Genomic DNA, 23,439 nt, shown 5'->3' with positions numbered 1-23,439 from the left:
CGGTTCCACCTGTAATGCAGGTCGCGCGCCGGTTACGGCTTGACGACTTCTTCCTTGCTGCGATGATCGTCCTTGGTGCCGTCGATTTGCGATTGGCGGCTTTGCAGATAGGTGTCGCGCACGAAGTCATACTTATCGAGCGCGGCGTCTTCCAGCAGGTTGGAAGCGTCCAGCAACTGTGCGCGCTTGTCGATCACGCGCACCACCGAACCGACGTTACGCCAGCGCACCGGCTTCTTGTACGACCACAGATCGCCATAAAAATCGGCCGGCAACGCAGCGGTATCGCGAATCGTCGACGGGCCCAGCAGCGGCAGCACGACGTACGGGCCGGAGCCTACGCCCCATTTGCCCAGCGTCTGGCCGAAGTCGGACTTCTGCTTCGGCAAACGCGCTTCGGTACTGACATCGAGCACGCCGACCAGACCGAAGGTGGTATTGACCGCCACGCGCATGAAGCTGGTGACGCCCGTTTCAACGCGGCCTTGCAGGATCTGGTTCACCGCCGACCACAGGTCGCCGATGTTGCCGAAGAAGTTGCCGATGCCGGTCTGCACGAAATTCGGCAAAACGAACTGGTACGCTTGCGCGGCTGGTTTCAGCGCCACCTTGTCGACGGTGTCGTTGAAGCTGAACATCGCGCGGTTGAAGCCTTCAAGCGGATCGTTCGGGTTTTGCGAAGTGGCGCAACCACTGAGCGCGGCGACCATGGCCAGCGCTCCGATGCGAGCTGTTATTTTCATTTTGAATTATCCTTTCCCTCTGCTGCCTTGCTATATAAGAACTGGCTGATCAGGTTCTCCAGCACGATCGCCGATTGCGTCATCTTGATCGTGTCGCCTGCCGCCAGATTTTTTACATCACCCCCCGGTTCGATACCGATGTATTGCTCACCAAGCAGACCTGAGGTCAGGATCTTGGCCGAACTATCCTTTGGAAATTGGTAGCGCTCATCCATATTGAGCGTCACCGATGCCTGAAATGTCTTGTCGTCGAAGCGGATCGCATCAACCCGACCGACCACCACGCCGGCGCTCTTGACTGCGGCGCGCGGCTTGAGGCCGCCGATGTTGTCGAACTTGCTCGTGATCGAATAGGTCTTCTGATTGAACGAGAACGAGCTCATGTTGCCCGCCTTGAGCGCGAGGAAAACCAGCGCAGCCGCTCCCAGCAAGACAAACAAGCCCACCCACACGTCTAATGTTTTACGTTGCATACACTGCCATCCTAAAAATCAATCCGAAGCCCGCGATGAAGTTCGTTGCGGACTTGCCCTCATTATTCCTGACTGCGTTCCTGCCTGTATTCCGGCCTATGCTGCTCAGCTGAACATCAGCGCCGTCAGCAGGAAGTCCAATCCCAACACCATCAGCGAAGCGATCACGACCGTGCGCGTGGTGGCGCGCGAAACGCCTTCCGGGGTCGGCTTGGCTTCGTAGCCCTGATAAAGGGCAACGAAGGTTACCGCAATACCGAAAACGATGCTCTTGAGCACGCCGTTGGCAATATCGTTCCAGACATCCACACCACCTTGCATCTGCGACCAGAACGCGCCTTCATCGACGCCGATCATCAGTACACCCACAATATAACCACCCATCACACCGACGGCACTAAAAATCGCGGCCAACACGGGCATGGCAACAACACCGGCCCAGAAGCGCGGCGCGACCACGCGCTGCAGCGGATCGACGGCCATCATTTCCATCGCCGACAGTTGCTCGCCGGCTTTCATCAGGCCGATTTCAGCCGTCAGCGACGTGCCGGCGCGGCCGGCGAACAGCAAGGCGGTCACGACCGGTCCCAGTTCGCGCGTCAGCGACAGGGCCACCAGCAGGCCGAGCGCCTGTTCGGAACCGTACTTGTTGAGGGTGTAATAGCCTTGCAGGCCAAGCACGAAGCCGACGAACAGGCCCGACACGGCGATGATGACCAGCGAATAGTTGCCGATGAAGTGGATCTGGTCGGTGATCAGACGCGGACGGCGCCACAGGCCTCCCGACGAGCGGATCACAGTCCAGAACATGCGCGCAGCAAAACCGAGGCCGAGCACGAATTCGCGCAGAGAGCGGCCGATGCCGCCCAGGAAACCAGCGATCATTGACGTCCTCCCAGGCCGACGTCCTCTGCCAGCGAGCGGCCCGGATAATGGAACGGCACCGGGCCATCGGCCTCGGCGTGCACGAATTGCTTCACGTAAGGGTCCTGCGAGGCGCGCATCTCGTCCGGCGTGCCTTGCGCGACGATCTTGCCTGCCGACAGGAAGTAGACGTAGTCGGCGATGCCAAACGACTCGTTGACGTCATGCGAGACCAGAATCGAGGTCGAGCCGAGTGCGTCGTTGAGCTTGCGGATCAGGTTCGCGGTGACGCCCATGGAAATCGGATCGAGACCGGCGAACGGCTCGTCATACATGATCAGTGCGGGGTCCAGCGCGATTGCGCGCGCCAGCGCCACACGACGCGCCATGCCGCCGGAAATCTCGGCCGGCTTGAGCGATGCGGCATTGCGCAGGCCGACGGCGTTGAGCTTGAGCAGCACCAGGTCGCGGATCAGTTCTTCCGGCAGGTCGGTGTGCTCATGCAGCGGGAACGCGACGTTGTCGAACACCGTCATGTCAGTAAACAATGCGCCGTTCTGGAACAGCATGCCCATCTTGCGGCGCAGGCGATACAGGTCGCGGGTATCAAGCGACGGCACGTTCTCGCCGTCCACCGTCAGCGTGCCCGACTGCGGGCGCAACTGGCCGCCGATCAGGCGCAGGATGGTGGTCTTGCCGGAACCGGATCCGCCCATGACGGCGATCACTTTTCCACGTGGGAAGTCCATGTGGAGGCCCGACAAAATCGGGCGGTCCCCATAGCCAAAGTGCAAGTCGCGGATTTCTACGATGTTAGGCAAGACGTATACCAAGAATTCTCCAAAGGCGACATTGTAGAGCAAAAACAGCAATTGCTTTCGGCGGGGCAACAGGCAGTGTAAATACAATCCAACGCCAAACCGCAGATTTAACGCCTTGAAACAAAGCGGCAACACTTCAACTGACCAATCTCGGCGACTTGAGATGCAATTCTTATGTTTCCGCGTCGCAGCACAAAGCTTGCCGGAGATGCCGCACCGACCACAGCAAAGCTGCGGATCGGCCGCCCGACTTGATACAATACCGCTTTTGATTAAGAAAGAATTTTGTCATGAGCCTCAAATGCGGCATCGTCGGCCTGCCCAACGTCGGTAAATCGACCCTGTTCAATGCCTTGACCAAGGCGGGCATTCCCGCTGAAAACTATCCGTTCTGCACCATCGAACCGAACGTCGGCATGGTCGAAGTGCCCGATCCGCGCTTGCAGGCGCTGGCAGAGATCGTCAAGCCGGAACGTATTCTTTCGGCAACCGTGGAATTCGTCGACATCGCCGGCCTGGTGGCGGGCGCCTCCAAAGGCGAAGGCCTGGGCAACCAGTTCCTGTCCCACATCCGCGAAACCGACGCCATCGTCAACGTGGTGCGCTGCTTTGAAGATCCGAACGTGATCCACGTGGCCGGCAAGGTCAGCCCGCTGGACGACATCGCCGTGATCCAGACCGAACTGGCGCTGGCCGATATGGGCACGGTCGAGAAGGCGATCCATCGCGAACAGAAAAAAGCCCGCTCGGGCGACAAGGACGCCGCCAAGCTGGTGGCCCTGCTGGAACGCATCATGCCGGCGCTGGACGACGCCCAGCCGGTGCGCGCACTCGGCCTCGACGCGGAAGAAATGGCGCTGATCAAGCCGCTGTGCCTGATCACGGCCAAGCCGGCCATGTATGTGGCCAATGTGTCCGACACAGGCTTCACCGACAACCCGCTGCTGGACCTGCTGACCAAGTACGCGGCAGAGCAAGGTGCGCCGATCGTCGCCATCTGCGCCGCCATCGAATCGGAAATCGCCGACCTCGAGGACGCCGACAAGACCGAATTCCTGGCCGACATGGGAATGGATGAACCGGGCCTGGACCGCCTGATCCGCGCCGGCTTCAAGCTGCTCGGCCTGCAGACCTACTTCACCGCAGGCGTCAAGGAAGTGCGCGCATGGACCGTACCGGTCGGCGCCACCGGCCCGCAGGCGGCCGGCGTGATCCACACCGACTTTGAACGCGGCTTCATTCGTGCGCAGACCATCGCCTACGAAGACTACATCGCCTACAAGGGTGAAAACGGCGCCAAGGAAGCGGGCAAGATGCGCGCCGAAGGCAAGGAATACATCGTCAAGGACGGCGACGTGATGAACTTCCTGTTCAACGTCTAAGCCATTGCCATCCCTATGAGCAGCAAGAAGCACAACAAACCTGCGGCGGCCGGCGCCGCTGCAGGTTCCAGCGGCGCCAACCCTGCCGCGACAATTCCGGAAATCCGTCCGGGCCAGTCGATCGAACTGCTCAAGGAGTTGCACATCCTGACGCGCGACGGCAAGCTCAACCAGGACAGCCGCCGCAAGCTCAAGCAGGTCTATCACCTGTACCAGTTCATCGAACCGCTGCTGCAGGAGATCCGCAACGCGCATCCCGATGTCAGCGTGGTCGATCATGGCGCCGGCAAGTCTTATCTCGGTTTTATCCTGTATGACCTGTTCTTCAAGGCGCTGGAAGGCAATTCGCGCATCTACGGTATCGAAACCCGTGAAGAACTGGTGCAGAAATCGACCGAGCTGGCCAAACGCCTGGGCTTTCCGGGCATGTCCTTCCTCAACCTGTCGGTGGCCGACTCGATAGGCTCGACCGCGCTGCCCGAACAGATCGACGTCGTCACCGCCCTGCACGCCTGCGATACGGCGACCGACGACGCCATCCACTTCGCGCTGAAAAAACACGCGCAGTTCATCGTGCTGGTGCCGTGCTGCCAGGCCGAGGTCGCTTCCGTGCTTAACCGCAACAAGGGCGCCTCGCTGGGCCGTACTTCGCTGACCGAGCTGTGGCGCCATCCGCTGCACACGCGCGAGTTCGGCAGCCAGGTCACCAACGTGCTGCGCTGCCTGCAGCTGGAGGCGCATGGCTACCAGGTCAGCGTGACCGAGCTGGTCGGCTGGGAACATTCGATGAAGAACGAACTGATCATCGCCCGCTACAAGGACCTGCCGCGCAAGCGGCCGACTGAACGCCTGCACGACGTGTTGCAGTCGCTCGGCCTGGAAGAAATGGGCGAGCGTTTTTTCAGCACGCTGTAAGCCAATCGCGGCGCGCTGGTGGTAAGCTTGTGCGTCCGCAGCAAATCGCCTGCCGGGCAAGGGGAACGCGGCTCCGGCCAGCGTTGAGGGTATCAAGGGAACCAAGCAAAAACGGCACAAGACCGGACCACGATGAATAGCGCTGTCGACACCCAAGCATTGCTGGTGGAAAACCAGCAGTTGCACGCCGAGTTGCAGGACCTGCTGGAGCAGGCCCGCATCAACCAGCAAATCATGCAGCGCCACCAGGATTTCGACCTGCGCCTGATCGGCTCCAGCGAATTCCGCGACCTGATCGAAACGGTGTCGCTCTTGATGCCCAACACCTTCAGCCTCGAAATCGTCACGCTCACGCTGGTCGACTACGCCTTCGACGTACGCCGCATCCTGCACGACCTGCAAATCGGTCTCGACGAGTATCCCAACCTGCTGTTCCTGCCCGAAGACGGCCCCGCCCTGCCGCTGGAGAAACCCACGCTCGGCCCCTACCAGCACGAATTGCATCAGTCGCTGTTCCCGCTTTACCAGCCCGCCAGCGTAGCGATCCTGCCGCTGACGCGCCATCAGAAACTGATCGGCTACCTGGCCCTGGGCAGCGCCCATGAAGGCCGCTTCACCGGCAACCTGGCGACCGACTTCATTGAACGGCTGGCCTCGGTGGTGGCGATCTGCCTGGAAAACGTCATCAACAACGAACGCCTCAAGCACATCGGCCTGACCGATCCGCTTACCGGCGTCAACAACCGCCGCTACATCGAACAACGCATGCAGGAAGAAATCGGCCGCGCCCAACGCGACCGTTCGGCGCTGTCCTGCCTGTTCATCGACATCGACCACTTCAAGCGCGTCAACGACAAGTTCGGCCACCAGAGCGGCGACGACGTGTTGCGCGAAGTGGCGACGCGTATCAAGAAGGAATTGCGCCTGAGCGATTCACTGGGACGTTACGGCGGCGAAGAATTCATCGTGCTGCTGACCCAGGCGACCATGCAAGACGCGGAGCGCATCGCCGAGCGCATTCGCGCCAGCGTGGCCCAGCAAGTCATTGAGATTATCGGCGCCGACGAAGCATTGCAGATCACCGTCTCCATCGGCGCCGCCTCGCAGACGCCACCCGACCGCAGCATGCCGGCCGACCAGGCGCGCCAGAAACTGATCGCCAGCGCCGACGAGGCGCTCTACCGCGCCAAGGAAGGCGGCCGCAACCGGGTGATGCTGGCGGTTTAGAGCGGCTGCTCCGCCACCCGGCGGTCACGCACCAGCCACGGCGTGGCGATGATCAAGGCGCCGCCGATCAGATCCTGGACGCGCAATTCCGCCGCGCCGAACAACCACGCCGACACGGCGGCGATGATGATTTCCACCAGCATGACCACTGCCGTGATGTTCGCCGGCAGCCTCGACACGCCGTATTGCAAGCACAGGTTGGACACCATGAACAGCACCGACCAGAGCGCCAGCGTCGGCACCGAGGGTGCGCCGATGGCCTCGGGCCAGGCGATCAGTCCGGACGCCGCCAGCGCTGCGCCCAGCATAATCGACAGCAGCGCGCCGCCGCTCAGCATGGCGATGGCGCGGGCACCGTCGGCGACGCCATGCAGGCGACGCAACATGATGTTGTTGACCGCGAAGAAGAAACCGCCGGCCAGCGCCACCCAATCGGCCAGGTCGTGCGGCAGCGGCACGCCGATCGCCGGCTGGTACAACACGATGACGGCACCCGTCAGACCCAGTGCAATCCGCAGCAAGGCGCGTTGCGTGATCGGCTCGTGCAGCACCAGCCGGGCCAGGATCACTGCCCAGATCGGCATCAGGTAAAACAGCAGCACCACGCGCACCACGTCGCCGAACGCCACCGCGCCGTTGAAGGCGGTGTTGGTCAGGCCGGACGCAATCGCCACGTAAATCAGCTCGGGATGCTTGCCGATCTCGCCCAGCGATTTGCGCTTGAGCAGCAGCATCCACAGCGTGCAACAGGAAAAGATGATCGCGGTCGCCCACAGCGGATGGATGCCCTGCTGCTGCAGGGATTTGAAGGCGATCCAGGACAAGCCCCAGATGGTGGTGTTGACGAGCAGTGCGCCGACTGCGCGCGGCGGGATGTGTTGCATGAGTACCGTTTCAAAAGAAAACGCGACCGTCATTGTAATCGGGTCGCGCGTTTTCTTTGCCTGTCGTTCAGCAATACCTCATATGACCTGGAACCCATGAGTGCCGTCGCGGCCAAGCTGCTCGACCAGCCCGAACTCCCAATCGAGATAGGCCTGCATGGCGGAGGCGGGATTGTCGGTCCCTTCGTAAGGACGACGATAGCGGTCGATGCGCGGCGAAGCCAGCGAGGTCGCGCCGGTCTCGATCGGCAGGCCGGCGGCTTTCCAGCCGTTGTTGCCGCCTTCCAGCAGGAACACCGGCTTATCGGTGAGTGCGGCCAGATCGCCGATGACGAATGCCGCCAGCAGGCTGCTGCCGCAAGTGACCACGTAACGCTCGGCTGCCGGCACATTCTGCAAGGCTTGCGCCAGTTGCGAGCGCAAGGCAAACCAGGCGCCGGGAACGTGCTGCTTGACGTAGTTCGCGCTAGTGGAGAAATCCAGCACGACGGTACCCTTGCCCGCGTTGCCTTGGGCTTTGTCTTGCTCCAGCCAGCCGGCCAATGTCTGCGGCGTAATTTTTTCAGAGGACGGCGCCGGCGGCAATTCCCGCGGTGCAAGACCTTGTTCGCTGAATTGCTGCGCGGTTGCGCCGTCGAGCACGTAGACTTCCCACGCCATCTGCGCCAGCCATGAAGCCGTCATGTTGGCGCGCACGCCGTCATCGTCGATCAGCACGATACGGGCGCCGCGCACGGTGGCGTTGGACTCGGTCTCCTGCACCAGCTGTCCGCCGGGCGCACTGAGGAAGCCGGGCAGATGGCCGGCTTCATATTCCTGCGGTGTGCGTACATCGAAGCGATAGGTGGTGCGCGCGGTGTCGGTGCGCAGCGCCTGCAAACCCTGTACTTCCAGCCGTTTGACGCCGGCGCGGTCAGCCACGGCGCGGGCATCGGCCGCCGCCTGCGCGCGCGTTGCCGCCGTCAGCTCAACCGGGAATTGCCGGCTGTTGCCGTGTTCGAGTTGCTGCCCGGCCAGCGTCCAGCCGATGGTGCCATTGCGCAGCGCGTGGACCTGGTTGGGAATGCCGGCGTTGACCAGCGATTGCGTACCGATGATGCTGCGCGTGCGGCCGGCGCAGTTGACGATCACGCGCGTGTTCGGATCCGGCGCCAGTTCGCGCACGCGCAAGACCAGCTCGGCGCCTGGCACGCTGATCGAGGTCGGGATGTTCATGTTCTGGTATTCGTCGAAACGGCGCGCATCGAGCACCACCACGTTTTCCTTCGCGTCGAGCAGCGCCTTGACCTCGGGCGCCGACAATGACGGCGTGTGGCGCTTGCTTTCGACCAGCTCGCCGAAGGATTTGCTAGGCACGTTGACGTCCTGGAACAGCTCGCCGCCGGCGGCCTTCCATCCCGTCACGCCGCCGTCGAGCACGCTGACATTGCTGTAGCCGAGCGCGACGAAGCGCTCGGCAGCCTTCTGCGCCACGCCTTCGCCGTCGTCGAGCACGACGATGGTGGTATCACGGCGCGGAATGCGCGCATAGGCCAGCAATTCCAGGTGCGAGAACGACAGGTTGGCGGCGAACAGCGGATGCGCTTCGGCGTGCGGCGCTTCTTCACGCACGTCGAGCAGCGCGATTTCGCGGCGCGCCAGAAGGTCGTCGCGGACTTGTTGAAAGCTTCGTATGCCGATGCGGATGCTGCTCATGTCGTCTTGCTCTCCTTGGATAAATCCCAGATGTTGGGCAGCGTGTCGTTCGAATAGCCCGAGATGAACGCCTTGCGCGTACCGTCCGGCTGATACACCGAACGGTTTACCGCGCCGATGTTAGCGCCGTAGACGTGCACGCTGATCGACACCTGGTCCGCATGCGCGTTGTGCACGCGGTGGATATCGTCGAGGCCTTCGAGGTTGGGCGAAATCGGCTCCACCATGCCGGGCGTCAATTGTATCGGTTCTCCGTGCGGCGCGAGCGCGCCCTTGCCGTTACCGTTGTCGTTGCCGCCCTGCCAACGATAGGACTGCGAATATTCCGAGCCGCGCAGCATGCCGATCAGGCCCCACACGGTATGGTCGTGCACCGGCGTTTGCTGGCCGGGTCCCCAGACGAAACTGACCACCGAAAAGCGCTGCGCCGAATCGACGTGCAGCAGGTATTGGCGATAGCGTTCCGGATCCGGTTGGGCATAGGCTTCCGGCAACCAGTCGTCGACTGCGACCAGATCGCGCAGGAGCTCGGCGCCGTCGCGCAGGATGGCCGCTTCGGCGCTTTCACGCCCGAGCAAATCGGAGAAGGAAGTGATGAACTGACGCAGGCGCTGATGATTGGGCATGGCTGTTTTCCCGGCGAGGCGGCCGGTGAGATCCATCGGCGCGCGCATGAAACTGCGAAAAAAATGGCGAGCGACGATGATACCGCGCGAGCGGCGCACAGCAGAAATACCAACTGCCTATATGCAAGCAGGTTTTTCTTATGAGGCGGAAAGAATAAAGAAGAAGAGAGGAAGTACGGGAAGAACGATCAGGTCTTGGCCGCGGCCTGCAGCGTCTCGTACTTGAGCATCAGCTGCTCTTTGGATTCGCGCCAGGCCGGGTCGAACGGGATGCAGGCGACCGGGCAGACTTGCTGGCATTGCGGCTCATCGAAATGGCCGACGCATTCGGTGCACTTGTTGTGGTCGATTTCATAGATCTGCGGGCCCATGTAAATCGCCTCGTTCGGGCACTCGGGCTCGCAGACGTCGCAGTTAATGCAATCATCGGTGATCATCAGTGCCATACAAACGCTTCCTTTACATGCAGCTCATTACTTGGACTGCCGGATTGCCGGCCGGTTTCGTTCCGGCAGGCAATGCGGACATTACAAATCCATCTTGGCCATCTTTTCCTTCAGCCATTTTTCGACCGAGGGAAATACGAACTTCGATACGTCGCCGCCCAGCAGGGCGATTTCGCGCACGATGGTGCCCGATATGAATTGATATTGGTCCGACGGCGTCAGAAACAAGGTTTCCACGTCGGGCAGCAGATAACGATTCATGCCGGCCATCTGGAATTCATATTCGAAATCCGATACCGCGCGCAGGCCGCGCACGATCACGCGCGCGTTGTTTTGCCGCACGAAATCCTTGAGCAGACCGGAAAAACTTTCCACCTGGACATTCGGGTAGTGCCCGAGTATTTCATTTGCTATCGACAGGCGCTCCTCGAGAGAGAAAAACGGCTTCTTGTTTTTGCTGTCCGCTACGCCTACGACCAACTTGTCAAACAATCCCGATGCGCGTCTGACCAGATCTTCATGGCCTCGTGTCAACGGATCGAATGTTCCCGGATAAACAGCTGTCACCATCAGGGTCTCTCCTCACCAGCTAAGCAATCAGAACGCGCATTATGCCTGAATTAGCCGATGTTTTTGCGCCGCAATAAATGATAAAACACCATGCCCGCCTTGTCGGCCCTGACAACCTCCCAGGGCGCCATCCAGGCGGGCAACTCTTCGCGTTCCAGCGCATGCTCCGATTCGACGTACACCAGGCCGCCATCGGTCAGCACTTGCTCGCATATGGGCATGATCTTCGCGAGCCAGTCCTGATGATACGGCGGATCGGCGAAGATGAGGTTGAATCCCGCGCTTGAGTTTGTCGGCGTCAGGCTTGGCGCCTTGTAGCCCTGCAACAGCGCCAGCGCATCGCCGCGCCTCACTTCGACCTGCGCGGCTTTCAATTTTTCCTTGCTGGCGTCGAGCTGGCGGACAGCCGGGCCGTGATTCTCCACCATGACCACGCGCTGTGCGCCACGGCTGGCGGCTTCGAAACCGAGCGCGCCGGTGCCGGCGAACAGGTCGAGGCAACGCACGCCTTGCCAGTCGGCGTCGATCAGGTGCGTGATCCAGTTGAACACCGTCTCGCGCACGCGGTCCGGGGTCGGGCGCAGACCTTCGGCCTCGAGCACCGGCAGCGGCGTGCGCTTCCACTGTCCGCCGATGATGCGCACCTGATGCGAAGCGCGATTGCTGTGATGACCACCTGCGGCCACGCCATGTTTTCTTGCTGTCTTGCTCATGTTTTTATTTTGCCTCGCCGACCACGACCGTACTGAGTTGATCGAGGGCGATTTTACGTTTGAAAGCGGCGCGGATTTGCGCCACGGTGACTTTGCCGATATTGGCGGTCCAGGTGTCCAGATAATCCAACGGCAGGCCGTAATAGCCGATCACCGCGAGGTTGTCGAGGATCTTGCGGTTGTTGTCGATGCGTAGCGCGAAGCCGCCGACCAGATTGTCCTTGGCCGCCTTGAGCTCGCCCGCAGTCGGGCCGTCGCGCAGGTAATCGGCCAGCGTGCGACGTACCACCTCGAGCGCTTCGGCGGTTTGTTCCTGCTTGGTCTGCAAGCCGATCTGGAACGGTCCCTTCTGCGCCATCGGCGAGAAGTAGCTGTAGACGCTGTACGTCAACGCACGCTTTTCACGGACTTCATTGGTCAGGCGCGAGACGAAACCGCCACCGCCGAGAATGTAGTTGCCGACCGTCAGCGCGAAGAAATCCGGATCGCCGCGCACCAGCGCCGGCATGCCGATCAGGATATGCGATTGCGAAGCGGGATGGCTGATGCGCTGGTCCTTCGGCGCAGTGAGCCCGATGGAAGGCAAGGCCGGCAATGGCGCGCCTTGCGGCAATTGCTGCGTCAGCCGTTGCGCGATCTGGTCGGCCTGTGCGCGTGTGACGTCGCCGATCATGGCGACAACGGCGCGGTTGCCGACATAGTGCGTGCGATGGAAAGCGACCAGGTCTTCGCGCGTGATGGCGACGACACTGTCTTCGCTTTCCTGACGCGCATAGGGATGAGTGCCATATAGTGCAGCCCAGAATGCCTTGGCGGCGATGTCTTCGGCCTTGGTCTGCGACTCGCGCACGTCAGCGATGGTGCGCGCCTTGTCGCGGGCGAACAGCGCCTCAGGGAAGCTCGGCTGCGCCAGCGTGCGCGCCAGCAAGCCGATCGCAGCATCGCGCTCGGCGGCGCTCGACAGCATGCGCAAGGTCACGCCGGCACGATCCATGCTGGCGCCGCCGCCGCGCTGGGCAGCCACGTCGGCGAGGCCGTCGAGAATCTGCGCCTCAGTCAGCGCAGGCCCGTCACCTGACGCTGCTACGCCGCGTGTGAGCTGGGCGTTGGTCAGCGAGGCCAGTCCGGATTTACCGTCGGGATCGCGGCGCGCGCCGGCGTCGAATTCCACGCTCAGATCGAGCATAGGAATCGCGTGGTTTTCCACGAACAGCACGCGCGCCCCGTTGGGCAGCGACCACGACTGGATCTGCAGTGCCGCCTGCGCCTGCACTGCAAAACCGCCGAGGACAAGGGCACACAACAACAAATATTTTTTCATCTTGATACCGGACCAATCAAATCAAAGCAAAACAGAAGCTATCTGTATTCATTCTCATCCACCCTGCCCGGCCGGATCGGCCACGACTGCAGCAGGAGCGGCGGCAGTCTTGCCATCCACCCAGTCAATGACCGGCTGCCATTGCTCGATATCGCGCTGCACGCGCGAGGGCGCGATGTCCCACAGGGTCAGGCCGTGCGCCGCCAGTTGCACGTAATTCTGGGTGTCGCGCAGATAGCTCAGCACCGGCAGGTTGAGACCTTCGATGAAGCGATGCAGCTGGTCGGCCGAGCGCGTGCGCGCATCGACGCGCATGCCGACGATGCCGACGTCGATGTCGCCCTGGCGCACGGCTTTTTCTTCGGCCAGCCGGCGCAGAAAATCCTGCGTCGCCAGAATGTCGAAAATCGACGGCTGCAAAGGCACAATCACCTTGTCCGCCATTTTGAGGACGTCGTTCAGGCGCCAGCCGTGCAAACCGGCGGGTGTGTCCAGCACCACGTGCGTGGTGCCTTTGGGCGGCTTGGCGATGTAGTCTTCGCTGATCTCCCAGGTGGCGATCGGCGCCGCCGCCGGCGGCCGGATGTTGAGCCACGCGCGCGCCGACTGCTGGCGATCGGTGTCGCCCAGCAGCACGCCGTGGCCGCGGCTGGCGAAGTAGCCGGCGAGGTTGGTCGAGAGAGTGCTTTTACCTACGCCGCCTTTGGGGTTCGCAACGACGATCACTGGCATGCTATTCCTCCGTGAGAGTACAACTGAAGATCAATCGGCAAATCAGGGTGTTCGTGTCTTGCAGTCAGCCAAACTGAGCTCAGCGCAGCGGTCCCGGCGGCGGACCGGCCTTCTTGCCGGACAGCGGCAAGGGTTCCAGCGTCGCCACAGTCAGCTTGTCGTCGCTGAAATACTTCTGCGCCACCGCCTGCACCTGCTGTGGCGTGACCGACTTGAGCCGCTCTACGATGCGGTCGATGTTCTTGTGCGACAGGCCGGACATTTCCATCACGCCGATTTCCATGGCCTGGCCAAAAATGGAGTCGCGCTTGTAGACCTGCGAGGCGATCAGCTGCGTTTTCACGCGCTGCAATTCCTGTTCCGAGACGCCGTCGCGGGCGATGCGCTCGACTTCGGCGCGCAGCAGGGTTTCCAGTTGCGCAGTGCTGGTGCCGGAGGCGGGGCTTCCTTCCAGCGTGAACAGGGTCGGGCCGCGCGTGATGTCGTCGTAGCTGGCGCCGACGCTGTTGGCGACCTTATCGGTGCGCACCAGCTTGTCGTTCAGGCGCGCGTTGTCGTAGCCGTCGAGCACCGCCGACAGTACGTCGAGGGCATAGACGTCCTGGTCTTTTTCGACTTCACGCAGCGTGGGCACCTTGAACGCCAGGATGACGTAGGGATTTTCCGCCGGCGCCTTGACGGTTACGCGGCGCAGGCCGTGTTGTTCGGGTTCGTTCTGCGGCTTGCCGCGCACGATGGTCTTGGACGGAATCGGGCCGAAGTATTTTTCCGCCAGCGCCGCCACCTTCTGCGCGCTGACGTCGCCGCTAACCACCAGCGTTGCGTTATTGGGCGCATACCAGCGGCGATACCAGTCCTCGATGTCGCGGATAGTCATGTGCTGCAGGTCGTCCATCCAGCCGACCACCGGATGATGATAGGGATGGGCCACGAAGGCGGCGGCGTGCAGCGCTTCGTTCATCAGGCCTTGCGGCTGGTCGTCGGTGCGCCAGCGGCGCTCTTCCATGACGACGCGGATTTCTTTGGCGAATTCGTTCTGGTCGAACTGCAGGTTGCGCATGCGGTCGGCTTCCAGCGCCATCACCGCTTCCAGGCTGTCGTGCCCGACCTGTTGAAAGTAGGCGGTGTAGTCGCGGTTGGTGAAGGCGTTTTCGCGGCCGCCGAGTTCGGCGACCAGGCGGCTGAACTCGCCGACCTTGTGCTTCCTTGTGCCCTTGAACATCATGTGTTCCAGCGCGTGGGCGATGCCGGTGGTGCCGTTGATCTCGTCGATAGCACCGACCTTGTACCAGACCATCTGGACGGCCGTGGGCGCGCGGTGATCTTCCTTGACGATGATTTTCATGCCGTTTTTAAGCGTGAATTCAGTTGCCTGCGCAGCTGCCTGCGTGGACGCCTGAGCCGTCGCGGGACCGGAAGACTGGGCCTGGACCGCCAGGGACGCAAACACCAAACCGGTCGACAGGATTGCTCTGATCTTCAATTTCATGCGCTGTGCTCTGATAGAATGCGGGGGCTGGCCAAGGACCGCCCGGACGGCAGTATCCGGGCATGAGGCTGGCCAATTGTACCTTGTTCATTGCGATTTCCCGCCTGGAAACGGCCGGAAACGCCCTCCATCAGACACCGCAGCCACTTTCGACAGAGCCAGCCCAGCATCCGATGTTTAGTTTCTTCAAGAAAAAACCCCAGCCTGAACCCGCCGTTGCCAAAGAAGCAGCTCCTCAGGCCGCGCCCGTCACGGCTGCGGCCTCTGCAATCCCTGCGGCTACTCCCGCAATTTCTTCTGCAATTGCTCCGGCAGCCGAAGAGATCGTCGAAGCTGCGCCGCCGTCGGTCGAGGCCAAACGTTCCTGGCTGGCGCGCCTGAAAAGCGGTCTCTCCAAGACCTCCAGCAACCTGACCACCCTGTTCGTCGGCGCCAAAATCGGCGACGAGCTGTATGAAGAACTGGAATCGGCCCTGCTGGTGTCCGACGCCGGTGTCAACGCGACCCAGTTCCTGCTCGATGCGCTCAAGAAAAAAGTCCGGGACGAAAAGCTGACCGAAGCCGACCAGGTACGCCAGGCCTTGCGCGCACTGCTCATCGAGATGCTCCGCCCGCTGCAGAAGCCGCTGGTGCTGGGCCGCCATCAGCCGCTGGTGATGATGATCGCGGGCGTCAACGGCGCCGGCAAGACCACCACCATCGGCAAGCTGGCCAAGCATTTGCAGGCGCATGACCAATCGGTGCTGCTGGCCGCCGGCGACACCTTCCGCGCCGCCGCCCGCGAGCAACTGACGATCTGGGGCGAGCGCAACAACATCACCGTGATTTCGCAGGAATCGGGCGATCCGGCGGCGGTGGCCTACGATGCCGTGCATTCGGCCACGGCGCGCAGCACCAACGTCGTCATGGTCGACACAGCAGGCCGCCTGCCGACTCAGTTGCACCTGATGGACGAGCTCAAAAAGATCAAGCGCGTCATCGGCAAGGCCATGGACACCGCGCCGCATGAAGTACTGCTGGTCATCGACGGCAATACCGGCCAAAATGCGCTGGCGCAGGTCAAGGCCTTCGACGACGCGCTGGGCCTGACCGGCCTGGTCGTGACCAAGCTGGACGGCACTGCCAAGGGTGGCATCCTGGCGGCGATCGCCAAGACCCGTCCGATACCGCTGTATTTCATCGGCGTGGGCGAGTCGATCGACGACCTGCAAGCCTTCGACGCCGAAGAATTCGTGGATGCCTTGCTAAGCTGAAAATAAGCTGAAAACCAATTTGAACCGCGCCCGAGAAAAACAAATCCATCACCGACGATGATCGAATTCGCCAAGGTCTCCAAACAATATTCGCGCGACGTCTTTGCGCTGCGCGACATCACGCTCTCGGTCCAGAAGGGCGAGCTGCTGTTCCTGGCCGGTCCGTCCGGCGCCGGCAAGTCGACCCTGCTCAAGATGATCGCCGCGATGGAGCGCCCAAGCGCCGGCACGCTCACTGTCAACGGCCAGAGCATCAACACCATCAAGCCTTCCGGCATGCCTTACCTGCGCCGCAACCTCGGCCTGATTTTTCAGCAACAACGCCTGCTGCAGGATCGCAGCATCCTGGCCAATGTGATGCTGCCGCTGATCGTCACCGGCGCACCGCGTTCGGATGCTGAAAAACGCGCCCGCGCCGCGCTGGACAAGGTCGATCTGCTCGACAAGGCGACTTCCGGCCCGCAGGAACTGTCCGGCGGCGAACAGCAGCGCGTGGCGATTGCGCGCGCCATCGTCAACCGTCCGCAGATCATCCTGGCCGACGAACCGACCGCCAATCTCGACCGCGACAACGCTAACAAGGTGCTGGCTGCACTGAAGTCTTTTCACGGCGTCGGCGTGACCTGCCTGATCTCGACCCATGACGAGCAATACCTGACCGGCGCGGACCGCATCATCTATCTTGACCGCGGCCGCATCGTCGACGGCTGGCACAACGGCGTCAGCAACCCGGTGGAGATTTCGCAATGAACTGGCTGCGCCAACATTTCTTCGCCTTCGCCGACGCCTTCCATCACCTGCTGCGCTCGCCCGGCAACTTCGTCCTCAACGTACTGGTAGTGTCGATCGCGCTGGCGCTGCCGTTCGCCGGCCTGACCGTGCTTGAAAACGTGCGCCCGGTCTCGGAACAGCTCGCGGTCGAGCCCGAGATCAGCATCTTCCTGAAAATGGACCTCTCGCGCGACAAGGCCACCGCGCTGGCCGGCAACATCCGCGCCGTGCTGGCCGACAGCGGCAGCGCCGCGCGTGTCGATTTCACGCCGCGCGAGAAGGCCTTCGACTCGCTCAAGAGCAAGACCGGCCTCAACGACGTGCTGGCAACGCTGGGCGCCAATCCCCTGCCTGACAGCTATGTGCTGAAGATGTCTGGCTTCCAGGACGCCATGGACGCCACCCGCGTCGACGACATCGCGCAAAAACTCAAGGCCATGCCGGGCGTCGACACGGTGCAGATCGATTCAGCCTGGGTCAAACGGCTGGCGGCACTGCTGCGCATCTTGCGGCTGGTGCTGCTGTTCCTCGGCATCACGCTGGGCGCGGTGGTGGTGGCGGTAGTGTTCAACACCATCCGCCTGCAGGTCATGACGCAGTACGAGGAAATCGAGGTCTCGCGCCTGCTGGGCGCCACCAACGCCTTCATCCACCGGCCGTTCTATTACACCGGCGCCCTGCTCGGCGTGTGCGCCGGCGGATTGGCGCTGGGCCTGGTGGTGCTGGCGTTGCAGCCGCTGAACCTGGCGATCACCGACTTCGCCCGCCTGTACGCCTCCGAATTCCGCCTGGCGCCGCCGAGTATTGCGGCCATCGGCTTCCTGCTCGGCGTCAGCGCCCTGCTCGGCCTGATCGGCGCGATGTTGTCGGTCAAACGGCATTTGTCGCGGCTGGCCTGAGCCCTCTCCCTTCAATCTCTTCTTGAAATGGCAGCAACTCCTTGGGCGGAATTGTTGCCATTTTTCAATGTTGCTCTGCAAAATTTGTTACAGGTTTATGCTTGAAACAAGCAACTTTGGCCCCCAGATCCCCTCTAATTCTTGCGATGAAAAAGCCAATTGCCTAAAAAGCAGTCATAGAAAATACCTATTTCTTCCTTCCAGATTCGTTATTAGCACTCTCATTTGAGGAGTGCTAGAATAGTTGATAGAAATAGTGCGGCTTTAAGGTAACTGCCACATTTGGCAACTGCCACATTTACGCATCGCTTCCTCACAGGAACCAAGGAGAATCAATGAAATCAGCTACTGCACTCATGCCCGTCGAGACCAATGCGCTTGCGCTCGGCTTCTCCGGCAGCCTGGGCAACATTGACGCCTATATTTCGGCCGTCAATCGTCTGCCGATGCTGACGCAAGCTGAAGAAATTTCACTGGCCCGCGCCTTGCGCGACCAGAATGACCTCGGCGCCGCTCAAAAGATGGTGCTGTCCCATTTGCGTCTGGTGGTGTCGATCGCCCGCGGTTATCTGGGCTACGGCCTACCGCATGCCGACCTGATCCAGGAAGGCAATATCGGCCTGATGAAGGCGGTCAAGCGCTTCGACCCCGATCAAAATGTGCGTCTCGTGTCGTACGCGATGCATTGGATCAAAGCCGAGATGCACGAGTACATCCTGAAGAACTGGCGTCTGGTCAAGGTTGCGACGACCAAGGCGCAGCGCAAGCTGTTCTTCAACCTGCGCAGCCACAAGACCGGCCTGGACGCCATGACGCCGGCGCAAGTCGACGCCTTGGCCAAGACGCTGGACGTCAAGCGCGAAGAAGTCATCGAGATGGAAACCCGCTTGTCCGGCCGCGATGTTGCGCTGGAAGCGCCGACTGACGATGAAGACGACAAGTTTGCACCAATCGCCTATCTGTCTTCGGACAACAATGAGCCGACTCGCGTGATGGAAGCAAAGCAATACGACCGCCTGCAGTCGGAAGGCCTGGAAGCTGCGCTGAGCAAGCTCGACGACCGTTCGCGCCGTATCGTGGAAGCTCGTTGGCTGGCCAATGACGACGGCAGCGGCGCGACATTGCACGAACTGGCTGACGAATTCGGCGTGTCCGCCGAGCGTATCCGCCAGATCGAAGCGGTGGCGTTGAAGAAGATGAAGGGTTCGCTGCAGGCTTTTGCCTGAGAATCAGGCAAACCCAACAAGCAAACCCGGCAGCAATGAAAAAGGCGCTCAATTTGAGCGCCTTTTCTTTTGTCCGCAGAGTCCGTTCAGGACAGCAGCAATTTCAGGTCATGCACGATGGGCTCGGCGCCCTGGCCGTGCCGCACAAACAGACGAATATGCCCCTGCGGATCGAACACGTAACTGCCGGCGGTGTGGTCCATCGTATAGCTGCCCGCAGTCTTGCCCGGCACCTTCTGGTAGAACACCTTGAATTCCTTCGCCACTTTGGCGGTCGCGGCTTCGTCGCCGTAAAGACCGAGGAAGCGCTTGTCGAAGGCCGGCACATATTGCGACAGGATCTGCGGCGTATCGCGCGCCGGATCGACGGTCACGAACAACACCTGCACCTTGTCGGCTTGCGGGCCGAGTTCTTTCATCACATTCGCCATTTCGGCCATGGTAGTCGGGCAGACGTCCGGGCATTGCGTATAGCCGAAGAACATCACCACCGCCTTGCCCTTGAAATCGGCCAGCGTGCGCGGCTTGCCGTTGTGGTCGGTCAATGCGAAGTCCTTGGCGTATTCCAGCCCGGTGACGTCGGTGTTGACAAATTTCTCGGCGGGGTTCTGCTGGCAGGCGGCCAGCGACAGTACGCCGAGGGCCAGCAGCACGGCCGGCAGGAAAGACAGCAAACGTTTCATCAGAAAGTCCTGAACAGCAGGTAATGGTCGACCAGCAGCGCGGCGAACAGAATCGACAGGTAAATGATCGAAAACGTGAAGGCCTTGCGTGCAATCAAATCGGTGTAGTGGCGATAGATCTGCCAGGCGTAATGGAAGAAAATCAATCCCAGCACAATCGCCGTACCCAGATAGATCAGCCCGCTCATGCCGACCGCGAACGGCAGCATGGTGGTGGCGATCAGCGCAATCGTGTAGAGCAGGATATGGAATTGCGTCAGCTTCATGCCGTGCGTGATCGGCAGCATCGGCAGGCCGGATTTGGCGTAGTCGTCGCGGCGGTACATCGCCAGCGCCCAGAAGTGCGGCGGCGTCCAGATGAAGATGATCAGCACCAGGATCCAGGCTTGCATCGGCACGTCGTTGGCGATCGCAGCCCAGCCCAGCGCCGGCGGCATGGCGCCCGACAGGCCGCCGATGACGATGTTCTGCGGCGTGGATGGTTTAAGGATGATGGTGTAGATAATGGCGTAGCCGACGAAGGTCGCCAGCGTCAGCCACATGGTCAGCGGATTGACCAGTGCGTACAGCACCCACATGCCCATGCCGCCGATTACGCCGGAAAACATCAGCGTCTGCGGCACGGTGATTTCGCCGCGCGCCATCGGACGGCGTGCGGTGCGCGCCATGCGCGAATCGATTTCGCGTTCGACCAGGCAGTTGATGGCGAAAGCGGCGCCGGCCAGCAGCCAGATGCCGACGGTGGCGAACACGACCTTGCGCCAGTCAGGCAATTCCGGCGTCGCCAGGAACATGCCGATGACGGCGCAGAATACCGCAAGCTGCGTCACACGCGGCTTGGTCAAGGCCCAGTACTGGGCGATGCGATTGGGTTGTGCGGTCAATGTGGTCATGTCTTCAAAACGGTGCGGGAACGGCGCGTGCGGCCTCGACGGCAGGGGCGTGTCTGGTCTTGTAGTTTAACATGACCAGCAAAAGCAGCAGCAGCGCCGCACCGCCGTTGTGCACGACGGCAATGGCCAGCGGCCAGTTCAGGTAAATCGTCGCCAGGCCGGTGACCAGTTGCAGCGCGATTACGATCAGCAGCCCGCGCCCGGTCTTGCGCAGGCCGCCGTCCTTGAGCGCTTTGTGCGCCAACCAGGCGATGAAGGCGATCACCACGAAGGCGAAGGTGCGGTGCACCCAATGGATCGCCGTCAGCGCCGGGAACGGCAGGTATTCGCCATCGGCGGTCTTGCCCAGATGGCGCCACAACGTGAAGCCGTTGTCGAAATCCATCTGCGGAATCAGCGCGCCATGGCACAGGGGAAAATCGTTGCACGCCAGCGCCGCATAGTTGGTGCTGACCCAGCCTCCCAGCGCAACTTGCACGATCAGCAGCAGCAGGCCGAGCAGCGCCGGCACCGCCAGTGCGCGGCCGGGCGACGACACCGGCGCGTGCGCATTCTGGCGCGCCCCCAGCCAGGTCAGCATGGCCAGCAGTGTCAGGCCGAGCAGCAGGTGTATCGTGACGATCACGGGTTGCAGCTTCAGCGTCACGGTCCAGGCGCCGAACGCGCCCTGCAGGCAGACAAACAGGAACAGCAGCGTCGGAAACCAAGGCCGGAACTTGAGCTCGGTGCGCCCCGACTTGATCCAGCGCCGCCACGCAATCACCATCAGCGTAATGATCAGCACGCCGACCGCCATCGCCAGGTAGCGATGGATCATTTCGATCCAGGCCTTGGCGACCGTCACCGGTCCGGTCGGCATCGCCTCCTGCGCGGCGCTGATGTGTTCATGCGCCAGCAGCGGATTGGAGTGGCCGTAGCAACCCGGCCAGTCCGGGCAGCCCAGGCCGGAATCGGTCAGACGCGTGAAGGCGCCGAACATGATCAGGTCGAAGGTCAGGAACAGCGTGATCCAGACCAGCTTGCGGTATTTGTCGGCGTCGTTGGACACCCAGGTCAGCGTCAGCGGAATCAGCGCGACCAGCAGGCCCATGATGGCAAGTTGAATCAGCATGGCGACCTTATCCTATGCTCGATGCGCGCAGCAGTTTGCTGATGTCCTTCTTGACCTTGTTGGGGTCGGCGTCCTTGGGAAAGCGCATCATCAGGTTGCCGCGCGGATCGATCATGTAGAGGTGGTCTTCCACGCTGGTGCCGGCGTCGGTCGGCAGCCACGCCTTGAGCAGTTTCGGATCGACGCGCAGCATGTCGGTGCCGTCGTATTCGCGCATAAGCACAGTGTCGAGCGGCTTGGCATCGGTGATCAGCCAGACCCGTTCGATGCGTTCCATTTCCTTACCCTGCATCAGGCGCAGCTGGCGCATGGCGAACAGGCGCGTCTTGCAAGACTGATCGCAATCGCCGCCGGCCACTTGCAGCAGGACCCACTTGCCCTTGTAGTCCTCAAGCTTTGCCGGCTTGCCGTCGAGTTCCGTGCTGCCCAGCGGCGGAATCGGGTAGTCGCGCGGGTCGAGCAGCGTGCCGTAGTTGGTGCGGCCCTCCGGCTTGATCACGTAGTAAGTCAAATACGACGCGATCATCGGTGCGGCGCACACCGCCACCACCAGCAGCAGCTTCCAGCGGCCGATCTTGCGTTGTTGACTTGGCGATTGATTCTTACCCTGCTCTTTGTTTTTTTCCACTTCGGAATCCTGTGACAACGAAAAAAATCACGGCCATCAAGGCCAGCGCATACCATTGCACGGCGTAGCCGCGATGACGGTCTATTCCCAGCGACGGCGCCGGCCAGTCGCGCACCAGGCCATCCTTGATTTCTCCCGACTGTTCCACCACGAACGGCGCCAGCGGCAATTGACTGGCGCGTGCGTAGGCGGCGATGTCGAGGTTCTGCATGATCGCGCCGGGACGCGGCACCTCGGCCGCGCCGAGCTGCAGCAAATGGCCGGCGTCGCTGCGGATCACGCCTTTAATTTCAATTTCATCCGCCGGCGTCGGCACCACCGGCACGCGCGTGCGGTCGTTTGCGTCACGCGGCGCCCAGCCGCGTTCGATCAGGATTGCCGACTCTGCGGAGCCGGTTATTTTAAACGGCATCAGCACATAGAATCCGGGCACGCCATTGTAGGGGCGATTTTCCAGATAAGTCACCCACGTGGGCACGAAGCGGCCGCGCAGTTTGACGTGGCGGAATTCAGCCTCGGCAATGTCGATCCCGGCGGCGTTTTCCAGCGCCATGGCCGGAGCCGACTGGCGCGCCGCCATCTTCGCCTCAATCGCTTGCTTCTCGTCACCGCGCCGCGTCTGCCACTGGCCCAGCGATATGCCGATGGCCGCCACGATCACGGTGGCCAGCAGCGGAATCCATCGAATACGGAATCTGATTGGCATTACAATGTCACTTTATTCAAGCCGCCCCGCACGCTGCGGCGCCTTCCTTTTCACCCACCTGCACCCGCCATGAAAATCATCGTCGCCATCGCTTTCGTGCTCATCATCGGCAGCCTTGCATCGGCCCTGCTGTTCATGATGCGCGACAAGGGCAAGAGCAATCGCACGGTGTATGCGCTGACGATGCGCGTGGGATTTTCGGTGCTGCTGTTCATCCTGCTGCTGATCGCTTATCGCCTGGGCTGGATACAACCGACCGGCATTCGCTGACCTCTGTCGCCGCGGCTGCCACTACCTCCACTGCTGCGCGAGCCGCCACAGCTTACACGATGCAGCGCACGCTTTCCTGATTTTTCGAGGAATGTTTC

The 23,439-nt window shown here is 61.5% G+C and carries 26 protein-coding genes; 8 read left to right on the top strand and 18 right to left on the bottom strand.

All coding sequences use genetic code 11. From position 1 onward, the window contains the following. Positions 1-32: 32 nt before the first annotated feature. The 4 genes from ACIROY_RS07030 to ACIROY_RS07015 form a co-directional block, all read right to left on the bottom strand. Positions 33-743, bottom strand: a complete 711-nt coding sequence (locus tag ACIROY_RS07030; protein WP_402277060.1) for a VacJ family lipoprotein — start codon at positions 741-743, stop codon at positions 33-35. Next, positions 740-1,216 (bottom strand): outer membrane lipid asymmetry maintenance protein MlaD, encoded by a 477-nt coding sequence (gene mlaD / locus ACIROY_RS07025; protein ID WP_402277062.1) that lies wholly within the window; start codon positions 1,214-1,216, stop codon positions 740-742. The genes ACIROY_RS07030 and mlaD overlap by 4 nt, the downstream gene beginning before the upstream one ends. Positions 1,217-1,321: 105 nt before the next feature. Next, the gene (gene mlaE / locus ACIROY_RS07020; protein WP_116434277.1) at positions 1,322-2,101 is read right to left on the bottom strand and encodes a lipid asymmetry maintenance ABC transporter permease subunit MlaE; all 780 of its coding nucleotides are present in this window, start codon (positions 2,099-2,101) and stop codon (positions 1,322-1,324) included. Beyond that, entirely contained in the window at positions 2,098-2,901 is an 804-nt protein-coding gene (locus ACIROY_RS07015) for an ABC transporter ATP-binding protein (protein WP_402277064.1), read from the bottom strand. Before ACIROY_RS07015 ends, mlaE begins: the two co-directional genes overlap by 4 nt. 290 nt (positions 2,902-3,191) lie before the next feature. Between ACIROY_RS07015 and ychF the strand changes: the two genes are divergently transcribed. From ychF to ACIROY_RS07000, 3 genes are all read left to right on the top strand, one after another. Further along, a complete protein-coding gene (gene ychF, locus ACIROY_RS07010; protein ID WP_402277066.1) occupies positions 3,192-4,283 on the top strand; it encodes a redox-regulated ATPase YchF in 1,092 nt (363 codons plus the stop codon). A gap of 15 nt (positions 4,284-4,298) precedes the next feature. After that, positions 4,299-5,198 (top strand): class I SAM-dependent methyltransferase, encoded by a 900-nt coding sequence (locus ACIROY_RS07005; protein WP_402340789.1) that lies wholly within the window; start codon positions 4,299-4,301, stop codon positions 5,196-5,198. A gap of 132 nt (positions 5,199-5,330) precedes the next feature. Further along, positions 5,331-6,425, top strand: a complete 1,095-nt coding sequence (locus tag ACIROY_RS07000; protein WP_402340786.1) for a DUF484 family protein — start codon at positions 5,331-5,333, stop codon at positions 6,423-6,425. Here the strand turns inward: ACIROY_RS07000 and ACIROY_RS06995 are convergent. From ACIROY_RS06995 to ACIROY_RS06955, 9 genes are all read right to left on the bottom strand, one after another. Beyond that, on the bottom strand, positions 6,422-7,309 hold the full coding sequence (locus ACIROY_RS06995; protein ID WP_402277071.1) for a DMT family transporter: 888 nt from the start codon (positions 7,307-7,309) through the stop codon (positions 6,422-6,424). The two genes, ACIROY_RS07000 and ACIROY_RS06995, sit on opposite strands and share 4 nt — an antisense overlap. A gap of 78 nt (positions 7,310-7,387) precedes the next feature. Next, on the bottom strand, positions 7,388-9,004 hold the full coding sequence (locus tag ACIROY_RS06990; RefSeq protein WP_402340783.1) for a rhodanese-related sulfurtransferase: 1,617 nt from the start codon (positions 9,002-9,004) through the stop codon (positions 7,388-7,390). Then, positions 9,001-9,630: a cysteine dioxygenase gene (locus tag ACIROY_RS06985; protein WP_402277073.1), complete on the bottom strand. Its 630-nt coding sequence runs from the start codon at positions 9,628-9,630 to the stop codon at positions 9,001-9,003. The genes ACIROY_RS06990 and ACIROY_RS06985 overlap by 4 nt, the downstream gene beginning before the upstream one ends. A 188-nt stretch (positions 9,631-9,818) precedes the next feature. After that, positions 9,819-10,076: a YfhL family 4Fe-4S dicluster ferredoxin gene (locus ACIROY_RS06980; protein ID WP_402277075.1), complete on the bottom strand. Its 258-nt coding sequence runs from the start codon at positions 10,074-10,076 to the stop codon at positions 9,819-9,821. An 81-nt stretch (positions 10,077-10,157) separates the two neighbouring features. Beyond that, positions 10,158-10,646, bottom strand: a complete 489-nt coding sequence (gene coaD / locus ACIROY_RS06975) for a pantetheine-phosphate adenylyltransferase (RefSeq protein WP_029363547.1) — start codon at positions 10,644-10,646, stop codon at positions 10,158-10,160. Positions 10,647-10,696: 50 nt separating this feature from the next. Further along, positions 10,697-11,359, bottom strand: coding sequence for a 16S rRNA (guanine(966)-N(2))-methyltransferase RsmD (rsmD, locus tag ACIROY_RS06970; protein WP_402340781.1), 663 nt, complete (start codon positions 11,357-11,359; stop codon positions 10,697-10,699). Between the two features lie 4 nt (positions 11,360-11,363). Further along, entirely contained in the window at positions 11,364-12,680 is a 1,317-nt protein-coding gene (locus ACIROY_RS06965) for a M16 family metallopeptidase (protein WP_402340778.1), read from the bottom strand. A gap of 54 nt (positions 12,681-12,734) precedes the next feature. Beyond that, complete coding sequence (locus ACIROY_RS06960; protein WP_402277079.1) at positions 12,735-13,412, bottom strand: AAA family ATPase; 678 nt, start codon at positions 13,410-13,412, stop codon at positions 12,735-12,737. 79 nt (positions 13,413-13,491) lie between these two features. Further along, a complete protein-coding gene (locus ACIROY_RS06955) occupies positions 13,492-14,901 on the bottom strand; it encodes a M16 family metallopeptidase (RefSeq protein ID WP_402340775.1) in 1,410 nt (469 codons plus the stop codon). A 173-nt stretch (positions 14,902-15,074) separates the two neighbouring features. Here ACIROY_RS06955 and ftsY point away from each other — a divergent pair, with 173 nt between their 5' ends. The 4 genes from ftsY (at position 15,075) to rpoH (ending at position 19,050) form a co-directional block, all read left to right on the top strand. After that, positions 15,075-16,154: a signal recognition particle-docking protein FtsY gene (ftsY, locus tag ACIROY_RS06950; RefSeq protein WP_402340772.1), complete on the top strand. Its 1,080-nt coding sequence runs from the start codon at positions 15,075-15,077 to the stop codon at positions 16,152-16,154. 57 nt (positions 16,155-16,211) lie between these two features. Then, on the top strand, positions 16,212-16,904 hold the full coding sequence (locus tag ACIROY_RS06945) for a cell division ATP-binding protein FtsE (protein WP_402340769.1): 693 nt from the start codon (positions 16,212-16,214) through the stop codon (positions 16,902-16,904). Beyond that, positions 16,901-17,824: a permease-like cell division protein FtsX gene (gene ftsX, locus ACIROY_RS06940; RefSeq protein WP_402340766.1), complete on the top strand. Its 924-nt coding sequence runs from the start codon at positions 16,901-16,903 to the stop codon at positions 17,822-17,824. Before ACIROY_RS06945 ends, ftsX begins: the two co-directional genes overlap by 4 nt. A 335-nt stretch (positions 17,825-18,159) precedes the next feature. Then, positions 18,160-19,050, top strand: a complete 891-nt coding sequence (gene rpoH / locus ACIROY_RS06935) for an RNA polymerase sigma factor RpoH (protein ID WP_402277087.1) — start codon at positions 18,160-18,162, stop codon at positions 19,048-19,050. An 86-nt stretch (positions 19,051-19,136) separates the two neighbouring features. On the opposite strand, the gene ACIROY_RS06930 is transcribed toward rpoH, so the two are convergent. The 5 genes from ACIROY_RS06930 to ACIROY_RS06910 form a co-directional block, all read right to left on the bottom strand. Continuing rightward, positions 19,137-19,733 (bottom strand): SCO family protein, encoded by a 597-nt coding sequence (locus ACIROY_RS06930; protein ID WP_402277088.1) that lies wholly within the window; start codon positions 19,731-19,733, stop codon positions 19,137-19,139. Further along, positions 19,733-20,626, bottom strand: a complete 894-nt coding sequence (cyoE, locus tag ACIROY_RS06925) for a heme o synthase (RefSeq protein WP_402277090.1) — start codon at positions 20,624-20,626, stop codon at positions 19,733-19,735. Before cyoE ends, ACIROY_RS06930 begins: the two co-directional genes overlap by 1 nt. Before the next feature lie 4 nt (positions 20,627-20,630). Continuing rightward, complete coding sequence (locus tag ACIROY_RS06920) at positions 20,631-21,737, bottom strand: heme A synthase (protein ID WP_402277092.1); 1,107 nt, start codon at positions 21,735-21,737, stop codon at positions 20,631-20,633. Between the two features lie 7 nt (positions 21,738-21,744). After that, on the bottom strand, positions 21,745-22,263 hold the full coding sequence (locus tag ACIROY_RS06915) for an SCO family protein (protein WP_402277681.1): 519 nt from the start codon (positions 22,261-22,263) through the stop codon (positions 21,745-21,747). A gap of 76 nt (positions 22,264-22,339) precedes the next feature. Then, positions 22,340-23,071: an SURF1 family protein gene (locus ACIROY_RS06910; protein ID WP_402277093.1), complete on the bottom strand. Its 732-nt coding sequence runs from the start codon at positions 23,069-23,071 to the stop codon at positions 22,340-22,342. Between the two features lie 69 nt (positions 23,072-23,140). Between ACIROY_RS06910 and ACIROY_RS06905 the strand changes: the two genes are divergently transcribed. Continuing rightward, positions 23,141-23,341: a twin transmembrane helix small protein gene (locus tag ACIROY_RS06905; protein ID WP_016834729.1), complete on the top strand. Its 201-nt coding sequence runs from the start codon at positions 23,141-23,143 to the stop codon at positions 23,339-23,341. Positions 23,342-23,439: the final 98 nt, after the last annotated feature.

Origin of the sequence: Herbaspirillum sp. NPDC101396 (assembly GCF_044767365.1) — a bacterium.
GTDB lineage: Bacteria > Pseudomonadota > Gammaproteobacteria > Burkholderiales > Burkholderiaceae_D > Herbaspirillum.
The sequence above is the reverse complement of the archived record's forward strand: the minus strand, read 5'-3'. Positions and strand labels throughout refer to the sequence as shown.